Consider the following 15854-nt stretch of genomic DNA (forward strand, 5'->3'; position numbering starts at 1 on the left):
GGTCAGCGTAGCGGGACCCGTACCTCCACGACCGTCCCCTCTCCCGCCGTCGACTGGATGTCCAGGGTGAACCGCTCCCCGAACAGTGCCGTGAGCCGCTCGGAGATGTTCTGCAGACCCACACCACCGCGCGCGCCCTCCGCACCCGCCGCACCCCGCGCGGCGCCCCCCGAGGCGCCGAGCCCGTCCAGCACGTCGGCGCCCATGCCCACGCCGTCGTCGGTCACCCGGATCGACGTCGTCCGCGTCAGCGGGTCCACCCGGGCCCGCAACGTCACCGTGCCGCCCTCGACCTTGTCGGCCAGGCCGTGCTTCACGGCGTTCTCGACCAGGGGCTGGATGGTCAGCACGGGTACGTGGGCCGTGAGCACCTGCGGGTCGATGTCGTACCGCACCCGCAGACGGTCGCCGAACCGGGCCTGCTCCAGCGACAGGTACGTCCGCACGAAGAAGTACTCCTGCGCGAACTCAGCGAGCTGCCCCTCCTGACGCACCGCGTACCGGAAGAAGTCCGACAGGCGCAGGAGCAGCTGGCGCGCCTCGTCCGGGTCCGTCCGCGACTTGGACGCGATCGTGTTCAGGATGTTGAACAGGAAGTGCGGGTTGATCTGGGCGCGCAGGGCATCGAGCCGGGCGTCCGACGCCAGCTTGCGCTCGCGGTCCGCCTCGGCCAGCTCGAGGTGCAGCGACAGGATGCTCGCCATGTCCTCGACCTGGTCGCGCGGCGCGGGCCGGTCGTGGGTACGGAACACGCCGATGGTGCCCACGACGCGAGAGCCCACCACGAGCGGTACGACGACACCGCTGCGCAGCGGGCAGTCCGGGTCGTCACACCCCATGCTCGAGGCTCTGCGGGACATCATCGTGCGCCCCTTGGCGATGGCGCTCCGCACCGTCGTGGCCCGCACCGGACCGCCCGCCTGGTGGTGGTCGGACCCGGGCCCGACGAAGGCGAGGTTCCGCTCCCGGTCGGTGATCACCACGGCGTCGCCCCCCAGCAGCGGGCGCAGGAGCGCGGCGGTGCGGCGCGCCGCGTCGGGGGTCAGGCCGGATCGGAGCGGCATGCGGTGCCCGCCCGCCACGATCCGGCGGCGGGACCGCTCGGCGCCGCGGCCCTCGAAGGTGCGCTCGGAGGTGCGCTCGGCGGACCAGCGCCGCAGGGTCCGGCCCGCGCGCGGCCCGCGCAGCGCGGAGGGGTAGCCGAACACGAGCAGCACGGATGCCACGGTGCCGGCCGCCACGGTGGTGCCCACCCCGAGCGACGGCGACACGAACACCTGGGTCACCAGGTACACCACCGCCCAGGTGACGCTGATCGCACCGGCCAGGAGCGCGCTACCGGTCCGCATCGCGCTGCCCCTTGCGCCGGGACCCGCGGCCGAACCGTCGCCGCGCGGGCTCGGCGTTCGCGATGGTCAGGCGTGCCAGCCGTTCGGCATGCCGGTCGGCGGCGGTGCCGTGCAGCACCAGCCACTGCCGTTCGACGTCGTCCGGCGGCGTCGTCGCCCGCGACACGAGCCAGGTGACCAGTGCGGCCAGCGGCGCAGCCACGAGCGTGGGGGTCATGAGCATCTCCCCGAGGCCGGGGCCGATCGGCAGCGCCCCCACCACGAACATGGTCACCGACACCAGGCCGCCGACTGCCATGCCGGCGGTGGCGCCCGCTGCCGTGGTGCCACGCCACCAGATGGCCAGCACGAACACGGGCGTCAGCGCCGAACCGGCGATGGCGAACGCCCAGGTCACCATGGCGGCCACGATCGAAGGGACGCCGGGCGTGATGTCCTCCGGTTGCATGGCGATGGCGAGCCCGCCGGCCGCGAGTGCCGCGACCACGGTGCTGGTGCGGCCGGCCCACACGGCCTGGCGCTGGGTCGCGCGCGGGTTGATGTGCCGCTCGTAGACGTCGTGCCCCCAGGACGCCGCGGCGGCGAGCAGGAGCCCCGCGATCGTGGACATCACGGCGACCAGGGCTCCGGCCGCGACGACGGCGAGCCCGGAGTCGCCGCCGTAGATGCGGCCCAGCACGGGCAGGGCGTGCTCCGGCACGCGCAGGATGCCGTCGACGGTGAGCTCCTCGAGCCAGGGGTGCTGCTCGACGGCGGCGGCGATCTGCTGCCGGGCGGCGGTGCCGAGCATGACGGCGAGCGCGTAGAACAGCCCGGCCAGGCCGAGCACCCAGACCGTCGTCGTGCGGGCGGCGGTGCCGGTGGGGCTGGTGAAGTACCGGTTCATCACGTGCGGCAGGCCGGCGGTGCCCATGACGAGCGTGAGGATGAGGGCGAACTGCGCGAGCGGCCCGTAGGCGGCGCCCGGCTGGCCGAAGGTCGCGGGCGTGGTCGGGTCGAGCTGGTTGTCCTCGGGCTGCAGATGCCATCCGGCGTCGCCGTGCACGGGGTTGGCCAGCGGCTCGGCGGACAGGTCGGCGACGGCCCCGGAGTAGTGGAACCCCGAGCCGGCGACGGCGACGGCGAGCCAGACGAGGGCGCCGAGCAGCAGGAGGAACTGGATGGCCTGGGTCCACGTGGTGCCGCGCATGCCGCCGAACGCGACGAGCCCTGCCACCACCGCCGTCGAGAGCAGCACGCCTGTCGCGTACGCGGAGAGGCCCGGCAGCCCGTGTCCCACGAGCAGCTGCCAGGTGATGCCGCTGCCCACGGCCTGCGGCACCAGGTAGACCAGGATGACCGTCTGGACCACGCCGACGGCGACGAGCCGCACGCGCTCGGAGGCCAGCCGCCGCCCCAGGAAGTCGGGGATCGAGAACTCGCCGAACCGGCGCAGCGGTGCGGCCACGAACAGCAGCACCGGCACGAACCCGGCGGCGAACCCGACCGCATACCAGACGCCGTCGAGACCCGAGACGTAGACGGCCGCCGCGACCCCGAGGAACGAGGCGGCGGAGAAGTAGTCCCCGCAGATGGCGAGGGCGTTCGAGGCGACGCCGACCCGCTGGCCGGCGAGGTAGAAGTCGACGGTGGAGACGCCGCGCGGGCGCACGACCAGGGTGACCAGGGCGACCGCGGCGATGAGGATCGCCAGCGTGCCGGCGCTGGTGGCCGTCACGGGAGCTCGCCCTCGCCCGGGTAGACGTCGCTCTCGTACTCGCCGTCCTCGTCGTTCCGGCCGCCGAGCATGCGGGCCTCGACCGCCGACGAGAGCGTGGCCGCCGCCAGCCCGATCACCAGGAAGAACGCGTACAGCCCGAACGCCGCCATGGCGAAACCGGGGCTCATCCCGCCGGCCAGACGCCCGCCCGACCACCAGTCCAGCGTGAGCGACAGGGCCGGGACCCCCATCACGGCGGCGAGGAACAGCACGAAGTGCGTGATCGCGACGCGCCGCACCGTGCGGAACGTCGCGTCGACCTCGGCCGGGGTGTCGTGCTCGTCGACGCCGTCGTCGTGCTGCATGGGACGAGACTATGCGTCAGGTGTCCGATGCAGACGCCAGGCGGTACGCAGCAGGATCACCGTGCCGCCGGCGATCATGACCAGGCCCATGCCGGGCCACACCTTGCCCCAGGAGTCGGTGGTCGCGCTGACCTGGACCATCTGCACGATCTGCCACACGACGGCGAGCACGGCGGGCGCGGCGACGACGAGGCAGTGGCCGATGGCCACCCGGCGGAACGGCAGCACCGCGCCGGCGAACGCGAGAGGGGCCGCGGCCATCGTCGCCCAGCCGAGGTAGCTCGCGTGGCCGGGGATGTGCCCCAGCGGCGTGCTGATCCAGGGGAGCACCGACCCGATCATGACGCACAGCCCTCCGATGGTCATCGCCAGGCTGCCGGGGTGGAACACGCGGCGGCGCACGGCGGTACCGGAAGTGCTCGACGTCGAGGACATAGGGCGATCGTAGGGCTACCGGGGACGTCAGGGGAGCCCTGCCAGGGCACGGCCCTGCTGAACGGCAGCACGAGCTCCACGAACGGTCAGGAACGCCTCCCGAGCGGTCGGGTGAAGACGTCCGGCACCGTTCGCCGCCCAGAGCGACCGCTCGCGAGGTCACGGCTGCCGTCCGGCCGGTCGGCTCTTGCGCGCCAGGCGCTCCTGGCCCTTTGCTCAGGCTCAGGGGCAGCTGTGACCCGCACCACAGTGCGCCCTGGCAGGAACGGCGTCCGGGGGCAGGACGCGCCGCCGCCGGGGCAGCACCACGACACGCAAAGGAGCGTCGACACATGGCCGACACGCACGAGAGACCGCCTGGCGGTGCACCGCCCCCGGACGGCGGGGGAGCCGCCCTGACGGAGAACGGCTGGCGCAAGGAGTACTGGAAGAAGAACCTCCGACTGATGGTGGCGCTGCTCGTCGTCTGGTTCGTGGTCTCGTTCGGCGCGGGGATCCTGTTCGTCGAGCAGCTCAACGAGATCGTGATCGGCGGCTTCCCCCTCGGCTTCTGGTTCGCGCAGCAGGGTTCGATCTACACCTTCATCCTGCTGATCCTCATCTACGCCATGCGCATGGACAAGCTTGACGACCAGTACGGCGTCAGCGAGCGCAACGACGACGGGAGCCGGTCATGAGTGACATCCAGACCTGGGCGCTCGTCTTCGTCGCGGCGTCGTTCGCGCTGTACATCGGCATCGCCTGGCGCAGCCGGGTGAAGGAGACCAAGGGCTTCTTCGTCGCCGAGCAGAACATCCCCGCCGTCGCGAACGGGGCCGCCGTCGCGGCGGACTGGATGTCCGCGGCGTCCTTCATCTCGATGGCGGGCCTGATCGCCTTCCTCGGGTCGGACGGCTCCATCTACCTGATGGGCTGGACGGGCGGCTTCGTGCTGCTCGCCCTGCTGCTCGCGCCGTACCTGCGCAAGTGGGGCAAGTTCACGGTCCCCGAGTTCGTGGGTGACCGGTTCTCCGAGACCGTGCGCTCGGTAGCGGCGGTCGTCGCCATCATCGTGTCCTTCACCTACGTGGTGGGGCAGATGTCCGGCGGCGGCATCGTGTTCTCCCGGTTCCTGGGGGTGGAGCAGGCGGCCGGTGTGGCGATCGCGGCGGCGGTCATCTTCGCGTACGCGGTGTTCGGCGGCATGAAGGGCATCACCTGGACCCAGGTGGCCCAGTACACGGTGATGATCACGGCCTACCTGATCCCGGCCTGGGCCGTCGCGCACACGATGACCGGCTTCCCGGTGCCCCAGGTCTCGTTCGGCGAGATCCTGGCCGAGCTGAACCGGATCGGTGCCGAGTTCGGGCTGCCGGTCTACACCGAGGCGTTCACCGCCCGGCCGCAGATCGACGTCTTCCTGGTGACCCTGTCGCTCATGATCGGTACTGCCGGCCTGCCGCACGTGATCATCCGGTTCTACACGACCAAGACGGTCCGCGGGGCGCGCTACTCGGCCCTGTGGGCGCTGGTCTTCATCGGCCTGCTCTACACGACGGCCCCGGCCGTCGGCGCGTTCACCAAGCTCAACCTGCTCTCGGGCGTGCAGGGCGCCGCCGTCGACGCCCTGCCCTCCTGGGTGCAGAACTGGATGGCGACCGGCCTGGTCACCGTCGGCGAGGGTGTCGACACGATCGGTACGGTCAGCAACGACCCGACGTCGGGCGCCGACCTGATCATCAACAACGACATCCTGGTGCTGGCCAGCCCGGAGATCGCGGGCCTGCCCGCACCGATCGTCGGGCTCGTCGCCGCGGGAGGCCTCGCGGCCGCCATGTCGACGGCGGCCGGTCTGCTGCTGGTCATCTCGTCGTCGGCGTCCCACGACCTGTACTTCCGGTACGTGGACCACCACGCCTCGGAGGGCCGCCGCCTCCTCGTCAGCCGGATCGCGATGGGGCTGGCAGTGCTGGTCGCCATCTACTTCGGCATCAACCCCCCGGCGTTCGTGGCCCAGGTGGTCGCCTTCGCCTTCGGGCTCGCCGCGTCCACCTTCTTCCCGATCCTGCTGCTCGGGATCTTCTGGAAGAGGACCAACGCGGCGGGAGCGGTCTCCGGCATGCTCGCAGGCCTCGCCTTCACCTCGACCTACATGATCTACACGCTCGAAGTGTTCGGTACGCAGGCCAACGACCACATCATGGGCGTGAGCCCCGAGGGCATCGGCGCGATCGGCGCGGTCGTGAACCTGGTGGTCACGGTCATCGTGTCGCTGGCGACCAAGCCCCCGTCGCACGAGATCCAGGAGATGGTCGAGAACATCAGGTACCCCGCCGTCACCCGCCGGACTGAGACCTCTGCCTGATCACCTCGCTGTGGGTACGTAGTACATCCGCCCCTGGATCCCCCCGCTGCGTACCCACAGCGTCCCCCGGTGCCCGACGCCGCCCGGCGTCGGGCACCGCCCTTCCCTTGACCGCGCGGCCCCGAAGGGCCCGTAGGCTTGGCGGATGCATCTCGTCGCCCAGGACCTCGCCTTCGCGTACCCCGGGCGGGACGTGCTGGCCGGGGTGAGCGTCACCGTGAACGACGGCACGCGCGTCGGCGTCGTGGGGGAGAACGGGTCCGGCAAGTCCACGTTCCTGCACCTGCTGGCCGGTGACCTGCAGCCGAAGTCGGGCGAGGTGCGGCGGCACGGATCCGTGGCCCTCGTCGAGCAGGAGCTGCACCCCACGCCCGGCCAGACCATCGGCGACGTCGTCGCGATGACCCTCGACGGCCTGCGGACGGCGGCCGCCGAGCTGGAGGCCGCCGCCGCCGCGTTCGACCACGGGTCGGGTGACCTGGCGGTGCTGGAACGCACCCTGTCGCTCGCCGAGCACCTCGCGGTCTGGGACGCCGACCGCCGCGTCGAGGTGGCGCTCACGCGACTCGGCGCCCCACGCGACCCGGCCCGCCGGCTCGACGAGCTCAGCGTGGGGGAGCGGTTCCGGGTCCGCCTCGCGTGCCGCCTCGCCGAGCGTTCCGACCTGCTCCTGCTGGACGAGCCCACCAACCACCTGGACACTGACGCCATCGAGTTCCTCACGGGCGAGCTCGTCGCCTGGCGCGGCGGCATCGTGCTGGTCACGCACGACCGTGAGCTGCTGGACGACGTCGCCACCGCGATCCTCGACCTCGACCCGTCCTGGGACGGCAAACCCGTGCTCTACGGGCAGCCCGGCTACCTGGCCTACCGGTTCGCGAAGAACCAGTCGCTGCACCGGTGGCGGCAGCGCTACCGCGCCGAGCGCAAGCGGGCGGCGGCGCTCGCGGAGCGGCTGGACGAGTCGTACGAGGGGCTGTCCGACGAGTGGCGCCCGGAGAAGGGCTCGCAGAAGCACCGGCGCGCCACGCACGCCCGGATCCACGTCAAGGCCGCCGACCGGCTCGTCCAGAAGCTCGAGGCGGAGGCCATCGAGGTCCCGAAGCCACCGGTCGAGCTGGCGTTCCCGGACCTGCCGGCGATGTCCCCCGGCTGGGACCCCAGCCACCCGGTCGTGGAGGTGCGCTCGCCGCGGGTCGGGGACGACGGCGGCGCCCGCGTGGACCTGCCGGGCACCCGGATCGCGATCCCGCCGTCGGGCCGGCTGCTCGTCGTCGGGCCGAACGGCACCGGCAAGTCGACGCTGCTCGGGGCGCTGGCCGGGACGCTGGCCCTGGACCGGGGGAGCCGGTCGGTCGCGCCGGGCGTCCGCATCGGCGTCGTGGGTCAGGAGAGCCTGCCCATCACGGGCAGGGCGCGCCTGCGGACCGGTTTCGAGACCTACGCCGACGAGGCCCTCCGGCTGCTCTCCTCCGGCGAGCTGGACCCGGACCACGTGGTGCCCGTCGCGGGGCTCGGCCTGCTCAGCGAGGAGGACCTGGACCGCCCGCTCGCCGAGCTGTCGGCGGGGCAGCGGCGCCGGTTCGAGCTGGCGCGGGCGCTGCTGCACGCACCGCACCTGCTGCTGCTGGACGAGCCGACCAACCACCTGTCGATCGACCTCGTCGACGAGCTGACCCGCGCCCTGCAGGTCACCCCGTGCGCCGTGGTGGTGGCGACGCACGACCGCCGGATGCGGTCGGACCTGGAGGACTGGCCGGTGCTCGACCTGTCCTAGGGCAGGCGCCCCACGTGGGCCATCGCCTGCTTGAGCAGCATGCCCTGGCCGTTCATCATCTCGGCCTGGACGTCGTCGGCGCAGGCCTCCTCCGGCGTCAGCCAGGCGAGGTCCAGGGCGTTCTGCTGCGGACGGCAGTCGCCCGTGACGGGCACGACGTACGCGAGCGAGACCGCGTGCTGGCGCGGGTCGTGGAACGCCGTGATCCCGGGGGTCGGGAAGTACTCGGCCACCGTGAACGGCTGCGGGGACGTCGGGACCTGCGGCAGCGCCACCGGGCCGAGGTCCTTCTCGATGTGCCGCAGCAGCGCGTCCCGGACCCGCTCGTGATACATGACGCGCCCCGAGACCACGGCCCGCGTCATGGTGCCCTGCGTGTTGACCCGCAGGAGCAGCCCGACGGCGACCACGTCGCCCGAGTCGTCGACCCGGACCGGAACGGCATCGACGTAGACGAGCGGCAGCTGTGCGCGTACGACCGCGAGGTCCTCATCGGTCAGCCACCCCGAGACCTGGGAGGGGTCACGGTAGAAGTCGTCGTCGGAAGGGTAGTCGGCAGTGTCCGTCACGGGTCCGTTCTACCAGGTCGGGCTGCGCGGTGCCGCCCCCCGCGCCGCGCGCGGGCGGCCGCGTGGAATAGCCGAGGGCGCCGCTGTGCTGAACCAAGGAGACGTCCAACGAGAGGAAACGCCACATGGCCACCGTCGACATCACCGACGCCACGTTCGAGAAGACCGTCAGCGACAGCGAGATCGTCCTCGTCGACTTCTGGGCCGACTGGTGCCCGCCGTGCAAGATGTTCGGCCCCGTCTTCGAGGCCTCCTCGGAGAAGAACACCGACATCGTGCACGCCAAGGTCGACACGGACGCCAACCCCGGCATCTCCTCGGCCGCGCAGGTCACGTCCATCCCCACGCTCATGGCGTTCCGGGACGGCGTGCTGGTCTTCCGCCAGGCGGGCGCCCTGCCGGCCAAGGGCCTCGCCGAGGTCGTCGAGGCCGTCCGCGGTCTCGACATGGAGGCCGTGAAGAAGGACCTCGCGGCACAGCAGAACTGAGCCGACTGGGCCGGCACAGCACCACCGAGGTGCGCGAGGGGGGACTCGAACCCCCACGTCCGAGGACACCAGGACCTAAACCTGGCGCGGCTGCCAATTACGCCACTCGCGCGCGGCGCCCAGTCTACGGGGTCCGCGGGCAGGTCAGCGGAATGCGGCGAGCCCCGTGATGTGCCGGCCCAGCACCAGCGTGTGCACCTCGTCCGTGCCCTCGTAGGTGCGCACCGACTCCAGGTTGTTCGCGTGCCGCATGGGCGAGTGGTCCAGCGTGACCCCGTTGCCGCCCAGGATGGTGCGGGCCTCGCGGCAGACCTCGATGGCGGCGCGCGCGTTGTTGAGCTTGCCCGCCGAGATCATGTGCCCCTCCAGCCGCCCGGCGTCCTTGAGCCGGCCGAGGCGCAGCGCCACGAGCTGCGCCTTGGTGATCTCCAGCGCCATGTCGACGAGCTTGGCCTGGGTGAGCTGGAAGCCCGCGACCGGCGTGCCGAACTGCTCGCGTTCCTGGGCGTAGGAGAGCGCTGCCTCGAACGCGTCGCGCGCGGCGCCGACCGTGCCCCACACGATGCCGTACCGCGCCTCGTCCAGGCAGGCGAACGGGCCCGCCAGCCCGGGGTGCTCCGGCAGCAGGGCGTCCGCGGGCACACGGACGCCCTCGAGCGTGATGTCGCACTGCACCGACGCACGCATCGACAGCTTGGGCTCGATCGGCACCGCCGTGAACCCCTGCGCCGACGTCGGCACGATGAACCCGCGCACGCGGTCCCGCGCGCCCTGCTCGGACGGTTCGGACACCTTGGCCCAGATGATCGCGACGTCCGCGAACGAGGCCATGCCGATCCACCGCTTGGCGCCGTCGAGGACCCATTCGCCACCCGCTTCGCCGCCCTCGCCGCCGGGCTCGAACCGGGCTCGGGTGGTCATGCTCGCCGGGTCGGAGCCGGCGCCCGGCTCCGTGAGCCCGAAGCACCCGACCACCTCGCCCGTCGCCATCCGGGGCAGCCACAGCCGCTTCTGCTCCTCTGAGCCGTGCTTGTGGATCGCCGACATCGCCAGGGACCCCTGCACCGACACGAAGGTGCGGATGCCGGAGTCGCCCGCCTCCAGCTCCTGCGCCGCCAGCCCGTACTCGACGGCGGACCGGCCGGCGCAGCCGTACCCGTCCAGGTGCATGCCGAGCAGACCCAGCTCGCCCAGCTCGGGCACCAGCTCGCGCGGGAAGTGGGCGTCGGCGAACCAGCGGGCGATGTTCGGCCGGACGCGGCGGTCCACGAACTCGCGCACCCGGTCACGCGTGGCCAGCTCGGTGTCGTTCAGCTCGGCGTCGAGGTCGAGCAGGTCGGCGGGCGACCCCATCAGCGCTGCCCCTCCCGCGCGGTCATCTGCTCAGTCATCGAGGCCGAGGACCTTGCGGATCCGAGCCACGTGCCCGGTCGCCTTCACGTTGTAGAAGGACTCGGACACCGTCAGGTCCGGGTTCACCACGACCGTCGAGCGGATGACGCCCACGTACGTCTTGCCGTAGTTCTGCTTCTCGCCCCAGGCGCCGTACGCCTCCAGGGTCGCGTGGTCCTCGTCGGACGCGAGCGGGAACGTCAGCGACTCCGCGTCGGCGAACTTCGCGAGCTTCGCCACCTTGTCGGGGGAGATGCCGACGACGGCGTAGCCGGCGCCCTGCAGGGAGGCCAGGGAGTCGCGGAAGTCGCAGGCCTCCTTGGTGCAGCCGGGCGTGGCCGCGGCGGGATAGAAGTAGACGATGACGCCCTTGTCGGTGCTGCTCGCCAGGTCGGCGAGCCGGACGGTCGCGCCGTCGGCCGTGGGCAGGGTGAAGTCGGGAGCCTTGTCCCCGGATTCGAGACGAGTGGTCATGCCCGTAACGGTAGCCCGTCCGCCGGGCACTGCCGGGGTCGCGTAGCGTTGTCCCGTGAGCACTCCCGCCGTACCTGATTCCGCGACCAAGCCCGGCACCCTCCCGATCCGCATGCTGCACGACCGGCTCCTGGTCGAGCCGGAGACGGACGCGGCGGAGCGGCAGTCGACGGCCGGCCTGGTGATCCCCGCGACCGCCGTCGGGCCCAAGCGGCTCGCGTGGGCGACGGTCGTGGCGAAGGGCGAGCACGTGCGCCAGGTCGACGTGGGCGACCGCGTCCTGTACGACCCGGAGGAGCGCGCCGAGGTGGACCTGGCCGGCCGGGACTACGTGCTGCTGCGGGAACGCGACGTGCACGGCGTGGCCGAGAACGACGAGGCGGACGGCGCGACGGGGCTCTACCTGTAGGTCCGCTGCCGGCCCGGCCCGGCTGTCGCGCAGTTCACAGGTGGGGGTGCCCGTTCGGTTACCGGTGACGTCGCAGGTCCTGGTAGTGTTTCTCTCCGTTGCGCGCCATTAGCTCAATTGGCAGAGCAGCTGACTCTTAATCAGCGGGTTCTAGGTTCAAGTCCTAGATGGCGCACCAACGCGACGGTCCGGCAGCCCCCACGCGGGGCGACGGCGAGGGTCGTCGCGAGGCGGAGAAAGCGGTGCGCCAGAGGGTCAAGACCCTGGTAATCTTTCCGTCGCAGGCGCCATTAGCTCAATTGGCAGAGCAGCTGACTCTTAATCAGCGGGTTCTAGGTTCAAGTCCTAGATGGCGCACCACAGGACGAAGGCCCCCACCTCGGTGGGGGCCTTCGTCGTTCCCGCCGGGGTTCGATGGCGAAAGCCTGGGCAGGCAAACTTCACCCGCTCTCCACGGTGCCTCTGACCAGCCAACTCATCCAGGTTTCTTCCAGTTTGTCGGAAGGTTGCCTGATGCTCCCGTTCCGTTCATCAGTCCAGGTCAGGTTGACCTCCGGGCGTGCTCATAGCCGTCCACCTTTCACGGACCACAGGGAGGGCGGCCATGCGGCCAGTCACCAGGAAACAACGAGGCCGGCAGCAGGCCGGTCTCGTCGCGGCGGTCACGGCAGCGACGCTCGTCATGACGGGGTGGGTCGCGACGTCGTCGTCCGCGGCCCCCGCGGACACCGGTAGGGCCCCGGGCGCGACGACCGCGACGGCCCCGCGCGAGCCGGAGGCTCCCGCGCCCGACGGCCCGATCCTCACGCCTGCCGACGGAGAGTTCCTCGAGGGCACCGTCCCGGTCGCGGCCGAGCCCGTCGCCCCCGGCGACGACGTCGAGAGCCTCACCGTCGACGGCGCGGACGTGCCGGGCGCCACCGAGACGCTCGGCACCTCGATCCTCGGCTACGCCGTCGGCAGCAACTCCACCGAGGCGCGCTACCAGAACTACGTGTCGGTCAACGGGTCCGAGCCGATCTACCTGCCGGACGCGGTGAACGAGCGCGTCGAGCTGGAGGTCCCCAACGAGTACCTCGTGACGGGCGAGAACACCGTCGAGGTCGTCGCGGGGACGTTCACCACGAGCTGTGGCGAGAACCACGACGACTTCGTGCTGTCCGACTTCACGCTGGAACCGCTCGGTGAGATGGCGGACGGCGAGGAGAACGAGTACACGTACGCGTTCGGCGACGGCAGCTGCGGCTCCAACGCCAACCTGCTGCGCAAGGCCGAGCTGTCCTTCTTCCTCCAGGGCGACCCGCAGGGCACCACCGGCCTCAGCGCCGACCTCGACACCACCACGCTGGCCAACGGCGAGCACACGATCGAGGCACGCACGGCGTCCGGCGACGTCACGGCGCACCAGGTCCGCGTGAACAACGCGCCGACCGGCGCACCGCGCCTCACCCCGGCCGACGGCACACTCACCAACGGCACGGTGGCCGTGGCCGCCGCCCGCCCGGCCGGCGAGGACGGCGGGGTGGCCGACCTGCTGCTCGACGGCGCCGAGCCCACCGCCCTGCCGACCCTCGGCAACAGCGCGGCCACGTTCTCGTTCGACGTCGGCAGCAACTCGATCGACGACGCGTACCACAACTTCCTGCTGGTCAACGGCTCGCGCGTCGAGCTGGGCGGCGACTGGGCGAGCGAGCGGGTGGACGTCACCCTCCCGGCGAGCCTGCTGGTCCCCGGCGACAACTCGATCAAGGTCGTGACCGGCGACTACGCCTCGTCCTGCGGCACCAACCGCGACGACTTCGCCATCTCCGGCCTGGACCTCGCGCTGGACGGCGCCACGGTCACCGGCCACGACGTCGCCGACTCCTACGCGATGGGCGACGGGAACTGCGGGAGCAACGACACCCTGCTGCGCGAGGTCGCCCTCACCTACACGATCGACGCCCCGGCGGTCACCCTGCACGACTCGCTGGGTGCCGGGGACGCCGTGCTGGCCTTCGACGTGGGGTCCAACTCGCTGGAGGCGCGCTACCAGTCGTACCTGCAGGTCAACGGGCACAAGCTCGTCATCGACCGCGACTACGTGTCCGAGCGGGCCGAGGTCACGGTGCCGAACGAGTGGCTCCTGGCGGGCTGGAACCGGATCGACCTGGTCGCGGGCACGCTGTACGGCAGCTCGTGCGGCGACAACCGCGACGACTACACGCTGACGAACCCCGTGCTGACCCCGGCAGAGGGCACGGCGACGCACGTGAGCATGCGCTCGAGCCACAACATCGGGGACGGCAACTGCGGCAGCAACGTGAACCCCGAGGTCGAGGTCGACCTGGTGTTCCACGTCGACGCCCCGGCGCGCGGCCTGATCGCCCAGGTCGACACGGCGACGCTGGACGACGGCGAGCACGAGCTCTCCGCGACCTCCACCACCGGCGAGACCGCGACCCGCGCGCTGTTCACGGACAACACGGGCCCGGCGCTCGTCTCGGCCACGCCCGCGGACGGCGACCGGCTCACGTCGAGCGTGCCGCTCGCGGTCTCGGTCGATGACGCGTCCGGCGTGGTCCAGGGTCCGGACGTCATGCTCGACGGCAAGGAGGTCGCCCTGGGCGACCTGGTCGGGCCGGGCCTCTCCGCGGGTGACCACACCCTCGCGGTCTCGGCGACCGACGGCCTCGGCAACGAGGTCACGCACGAGATCCCGTTCGCCAGCGCGGGGATCCCGGACGTGCCGTCCGACGTCGAACCGGCGTCGGGCGCCTCGGACGTGGGCCGCACGGCGACGCTGAGCGCGAAGGTCGCCGAGCCGGACGGCGGGGACGTGACCGCCCACTTCTCGGCCGCCGAGATCCTGACCCCGACCAGTGCCTGGCAGGGTGAGAGCGACGCCGTGCCGACGGACCTGAGCGTGCCCGGTCAGCGGAGGCTGAGCACCAAGACCCTGCAGCCGGGCGACGAGCGGTCGGTCGACTCGCCCGCCTCGGCAGACGTGACCTACCAGCGGTTCGACGTGCCGGTCCGCGGCAAGGTCGAGGCGCCGGTGCTGCGCTGGGAGGGCACGGCGGACCCCGCCCGTCTGGTCAGCCTGCGTGCCTGGAACCCGGACACGCGAGCCTGGGACGTCGTGGCCTCCGCGCGCGGCGCCGTCGAGGGCGGCACGGTGCTCGAGGGCGCCGTGACCCGGGACTACGTGGTCCGGGGCAAGGTCCACGCGATGGTCACGGGTGAGGACCCCTTCGCCGACGACATCGACGCCGGCGACGGCGACCGGTTCGCGAACCCCGACGACTACGACTTCTCGATGGTCCACTACACGGACACGCAGTACCTGGCCGAGGGCGCCGTCGAGCAGGAGAGTGCCGAGGAACGCGCCGTGTGGGGCAAGGCGTACACGGGCGTCATGGACTGGATCGTCGACAACGCCGAGGAGCGCAAGATCGCGTACGTGGCGCACACCGGCGACATCATCGAGAACAACATCCGTGCGATCTCGCCGGAGCTCGAGGAGCAGGTGGCGGGCGAGTTCGAGTTCGCGTCCGAGGCCCAGGGCCGGATCGACGCGGCCGGCATCCCCAACGGCGTCGTCGCCGGTAACCACGACAACCAGTCGGGCAAGAACCCGGACCTGTTCAACGAGCACTTCGGGCCGGACCGTTACGAGGAGCTCGCCGAGGGCTGGGAGAACGCGACCTACGGCGGCTCGATGACGCCGGGCTCGAACGAGAACCACTTCGACCTGTTCTCGGCCGGCGGCCTGGACTTCGTGGTGGTGGGCCTGTCGTACGGCGTGACCCGGGACGAGGCCGAGTGGGCCGCGGAGATCTTCGACCGGTACTCGGACCGCAACGGCATCCTGCTCACGCACGACTACCTGGAGCCGTCAACGTCGCCCGACGGGCGCGGGGCGAACTTCGGCGGGTCGGACGGGCCGCTGCTGTACAACCTGCTCGTCAAGGACAACCCGAACGTCTTCATGGTGCTGGCCGGGCACCGCCACGGCGTGGGCACCAACGTGCGCCCGCCCGTGGTCGGCGACATCGGCGGCGGCGTGGTCGAGCTGCTCGCGGACTACCAGTTCTACACGGTGTCCGCGGACCAGCTGGGCCTCACGGAGATCGGCGGCTACGACCCGACCGACCGGCTCCGGCTGGGCGCGTCGTTCTTCCGCATGCTGCAGTTCGACGTCGACCGCGGCGAGGTGTCCATCGACACCTACTCGCCGCTGCTGGGCGAGTTCGGCGCGACGGAGTACGACGAGGACGAGCGGTACAACGGCCTCGAGGACAACATGGTGCTGCCGGTCGACCTGACCTCCCGCACCACGTCGTTCACCACCGAGTCCGTGGTGCTGTACGACCCGGTGCACCAGATCGGCACGGACACGGTGACGTCCGGTGAGGTCGCCTCCGTCCGGTGGACCGGCCTCAAGCCGGACCGCACCTACGCCTGGTTCGTCACGGCCCGCACCTCCGGGGGCGGCACGACGACGGCATCGCCGGCGTACTTCACCACGGCCCGCCGTTGAGACTCCGGCGCTCCTTGGCCCTGGCGGGGCT

The 15854-nt window shown here is 71.5% G+C and carries 13 protein-coding genes and 3 tRNA genes; 8 read left to right on the top strand and 8 right to left on the bottom strand.

Annotated elements, in window-relative coordinates; translation table 11 throughout:
• Positions 1–2: 2 nt before the first annotated feature.
• From ACYVK7_RS14495 to ACYVK7_RS14510, 4 genes are read right to left on the bottom strand one after another with little or no spacing between them, the layout of a single operon-like run.
• Positions 3–1349, bottom strand: a complete 1347-nt coding sequence (locus tag ACYVK7_RS14495; protein ID WP_460888428.1) for a histidine kinase — start codon at positions 1347–1349, stop codon at positions 3–5.
• The gene (locus tag ACYVK7_RS14500; protein ID WP_460888429.1) at positions 1336–3066 is read right to left on the bottom strand and encodes a solute symporter family protein; all 1731 of its coding nucleotides are present in this window, start codon (positions 3064–3066) and stop codon (positions 1336–1338) included. Before ACYVK7_RS14500 ends, ACYVK7_RS14495 begins: the two co-directional genes overlap by 14 nt.
• Complete coding sequence (locus tag ACYVK7_RS14505; RefSeq protein ID WP_460888430.1) at positions 3063–3413, bottom strand: hypothetical protein; 351 nt, start codon at positions 3411–3413, stop codon at positions 3063–3065. Before ACYVK7_RS14505 ends, ACYVK7_RS14500 begins: the two co-directional genes overlap by 4 nt.
• 9 nt (positions 3414–3422) lie before the next feature.
• Positions 3423–3848, bottom strand: a complete 426-nt coding sequence (locus ACYVK7_RS14510; RefSeq protein ID WP_460888431.1) for a hypothetical protein — start codon at positions 3846–3848, stop codon at positions 3423–3425.
• 332 nt (positions 3849–4180) lie between these two features.
• On the opposite strand from ACYVK7_RS14510, the gene ACYVK7_RS14515 reads away from it, so the two are divergent.
• From ACYVK7_RS14515 to ACYVK7_RS14525, 3 genes are all read left to right on the top strand, one after another.
• Positions 4181–4525: a DUF4212 domain-containing protein gene (locus ACYVK7_RS14515; RefSeq protein ID WP_460888432.1), complete on the top strand. Its 345-nt coding sequence runs from the start codon at positions 4181–4183 to the stop codon at positions 4523–4525.
• Positions 4522–6192 carry a sodium:solute symporter family protein gene (locus ACYVK7_RS14520; RefSeq protein WP_460888433.1) on the top strand — a complete coding sequence of 557 codons (1671 nt, stop codon included), beginning with the start codon at positions 4522–4524 and terminating at the stop codon, positions 6190–6192. Before ACYVK7_RS14515 ends, ACYVK7_RS14520 begins: the two co-directional genes overlap by 4 nt.
• A 145-nt stretch (positions 6193–6337) precedes the next feature.
• Positions 6338–7969 (top strand): ABC-F family ATP-binding cassette domain-containing protein, encoded by a 1632-nt coding sequence (locus ACYVK7_RS14525; protein WP_460888434.1) that lies wholly within the window; start codon positions 6338–6340, stop codon positions 7967–7969.
• Here ACYVK7_RS14525 and ACYVK7_RS14530 read toward each other — a convergent pair.
• Positions 7966–8538, bottom strand: a complete 573-nt coding sequence (locus ACYVK7_RS14530) for an NUDIX hydrolase family protein (RefSeq protein WP_460888435.1) — start codon at positions 8536–8538, stop codon at positions 7966–7968. The genes ACYVK7_RS14525 and ACYVK7_RS14530 overlap by 4 nt on opposite strands.
• Before the next feature lie 125 nt (positions 8539–8663).
• On the opposite strand from ACYVK7_RS14530, the gene trxA reads away from it, so the two are divergent.
• Positions 8664–9026 carry a thioredoxin gene (trxA, locus tag ACYVK7_RS14535; protein WP_460888436.1) on the top strand — a complete coding sequence of 121 codons (363 nt, stop codon included), beginning with the start codon at positions 8664–8666 and terminating at the stop codon, positions 9024–9026.
• 30 nt (positions 9027–9056) lie between these two features.
• Here trxA and ACYVK7_RS14540 read toward each other — a convergent pair.
• The 3 genes from ACYVK7_RS14540 to bcp form a co-directional block, all read right to left on the bottom strand.
• Positions 9057–9138: transfer RNA gene (locus ACYVK7_RS14540), tRNA-Leu, on the bottom strand.
• 32 nt (positions 9139–9170) lie between these two features.
• Entirely contained in the window at positions 9171–10379 is a 1209-nt protein-coding gene (locus ACYVK7_RS14545; protein ID WP_460888437.1) for an acyl-CoA dehydrogenase family protein, read from the bottom strand.
• A gap of 30 nt (positions 10380–10409) precedes the next feature.
• Positions 10410–10892, bottom strand: a complete 483-nt coding sequence (bcp, locus tag ACYVK7_RS14550) for a thioredoxin-dependent thiol peroxidase (RefSeq protein ID WP_460888438.1) — start codon at positions 10890–10892, stop codon at positions 10410–10412.
• A gap of 112 nt (positions 10893–11004) precedes the next feature.
• Here bcp and ACYVK7_RS14555 point away from each other — a divergent pair, with 112 nt between their 5' ends.
• The 4 genes from ACYVK7_RS14555 to ACYVK7_RS14570 all read left to right on the top strand — a co-directional run bounded on the left by ACYVK7_RS14555 (position 11005) and on the right by ACYVK7_RS14570 (position 15823).
• Positions 11005–11301 (top strand): GroES family chaperonin, encoded by a 297-nt coding sequence (locus ACYVK7_RS14555; protein ID WP_460888493.1) that lies wholly within the window; start codon positions 11005–11007, stop codon positions 11299–11301.
• A gap of 102 nt (positions 11302–11403) precedes the next feature.
• Positions 11404–11479, top strand: a tRNA-Lys gene (locus tag ACYVK7_RS14560).
• 106 nt (positions 11480–11585) lie between these two features.
• Positions 11586–11661 (top strand) — tRNA-Lys (locus tag ACYVK7_RS14565).
• 244 nt (positions 11662–11905) lie between these two features.
• Positions 11906–15823, top strand: coding sequence for a metallophosphoesterase (locus ACYVK7_RS14570; RefSeq protein ID WP_460888439.1), 3918 nt, complete (start codon positions 11906–11908; stop codon positions 15821–15823).
• Positions 15824–15854 lie beyond the last annotated feature (31 nt).

Source organism: Promicromonospora xylanilytica, assembly GCF_054782895.1.

What these genes read in the sequence shown, in the direction of transcription:
- ACYVK7_RS14495 (WP_460888428.1), bottom strand. Translation starts at nt 1,349, where the DNA reads ATGCGGACCGGTAGCGCGCTCCTGGCCGGTGCGATCAGCGTCACCTGG.
- ACYVK7_RS14505 (WP_460888430.1), bottom strand. Translation starts at nt 3,413, where the DNA reads ATGCAGCACGACGACGGCGTCGACGAGCACGACACCCCGGCCGAGGTC.
- ACYVK7_RS14510 (WP_460888431.1), bottom strand. Translation starts at nt 3,848, where the DNA reads ATGTCCTCGACGTCGAGCACTTCCGGTACCGCCGTGCGCCGCCGCGTG.
- ACYVK7_RS14515 (WP_460888432.1), top strand. Translation starts at nt 4,181, where the DNA reads ATGGCCGACACGCACGAGAGACCGCCTGGCGGTGCACCGCCCCCGGAC.
- ACYVK7_RS14520 (WP_460888433.1), top strand. Translation starts at nt 4,522, where the DNA reads ATGAGTGACATCCAGACCTGGGCGCTCGTCTTCGTCGCGGCGTCGTTC.
- ACYVK7_RS14525 (WP_460888434.1), top strand. Translation starts at nt 6,338, where the DNA reads ATGCATCTCGTCGCCCAGGACCTCGCCTTCGCGTACCCCGGGCGGGAC.
- trxA (WP_460888436.1), top strand. Translation starts at nt 8,664, where the DNA reads ATGGCCACCGTCGACATCACCGACGCCACGTTCGAGAAGACCGTCAGC.
- ACYVK7_RS14545 (WP_460888437.1), bottom strand. Translation starts at nt 10,379, where the DNA reads ATGGGGTCGCCCGCCGACCTGCTCGACCTCGACGCCGAGCTGAACGAC.
- bcp (WP_460888438.1), bottom strand. Translation starts at nt 10,892, where the DNA reads ATGACCACTCGTCTCGAATCCGGGGACAAGGCTCCCGACTTCACCCTG.
- ACYVK7_RS14555 (WP_460888493.1), top strand. Translation starts at nt 11,005, where the DNA reads ATGCTGCACGACCGGCTCCTGGTCGAGCCGGAGACGGACGCGGCGGAG.
- ACYVK7_RS14570 (WP_460888439.1), top strand. Translation starts at nt 11,906, where the DNA reads ATGCGGCCAGTCACCAGGAAACAACGAGGCCGGCAGCAGGCCGGTCTC.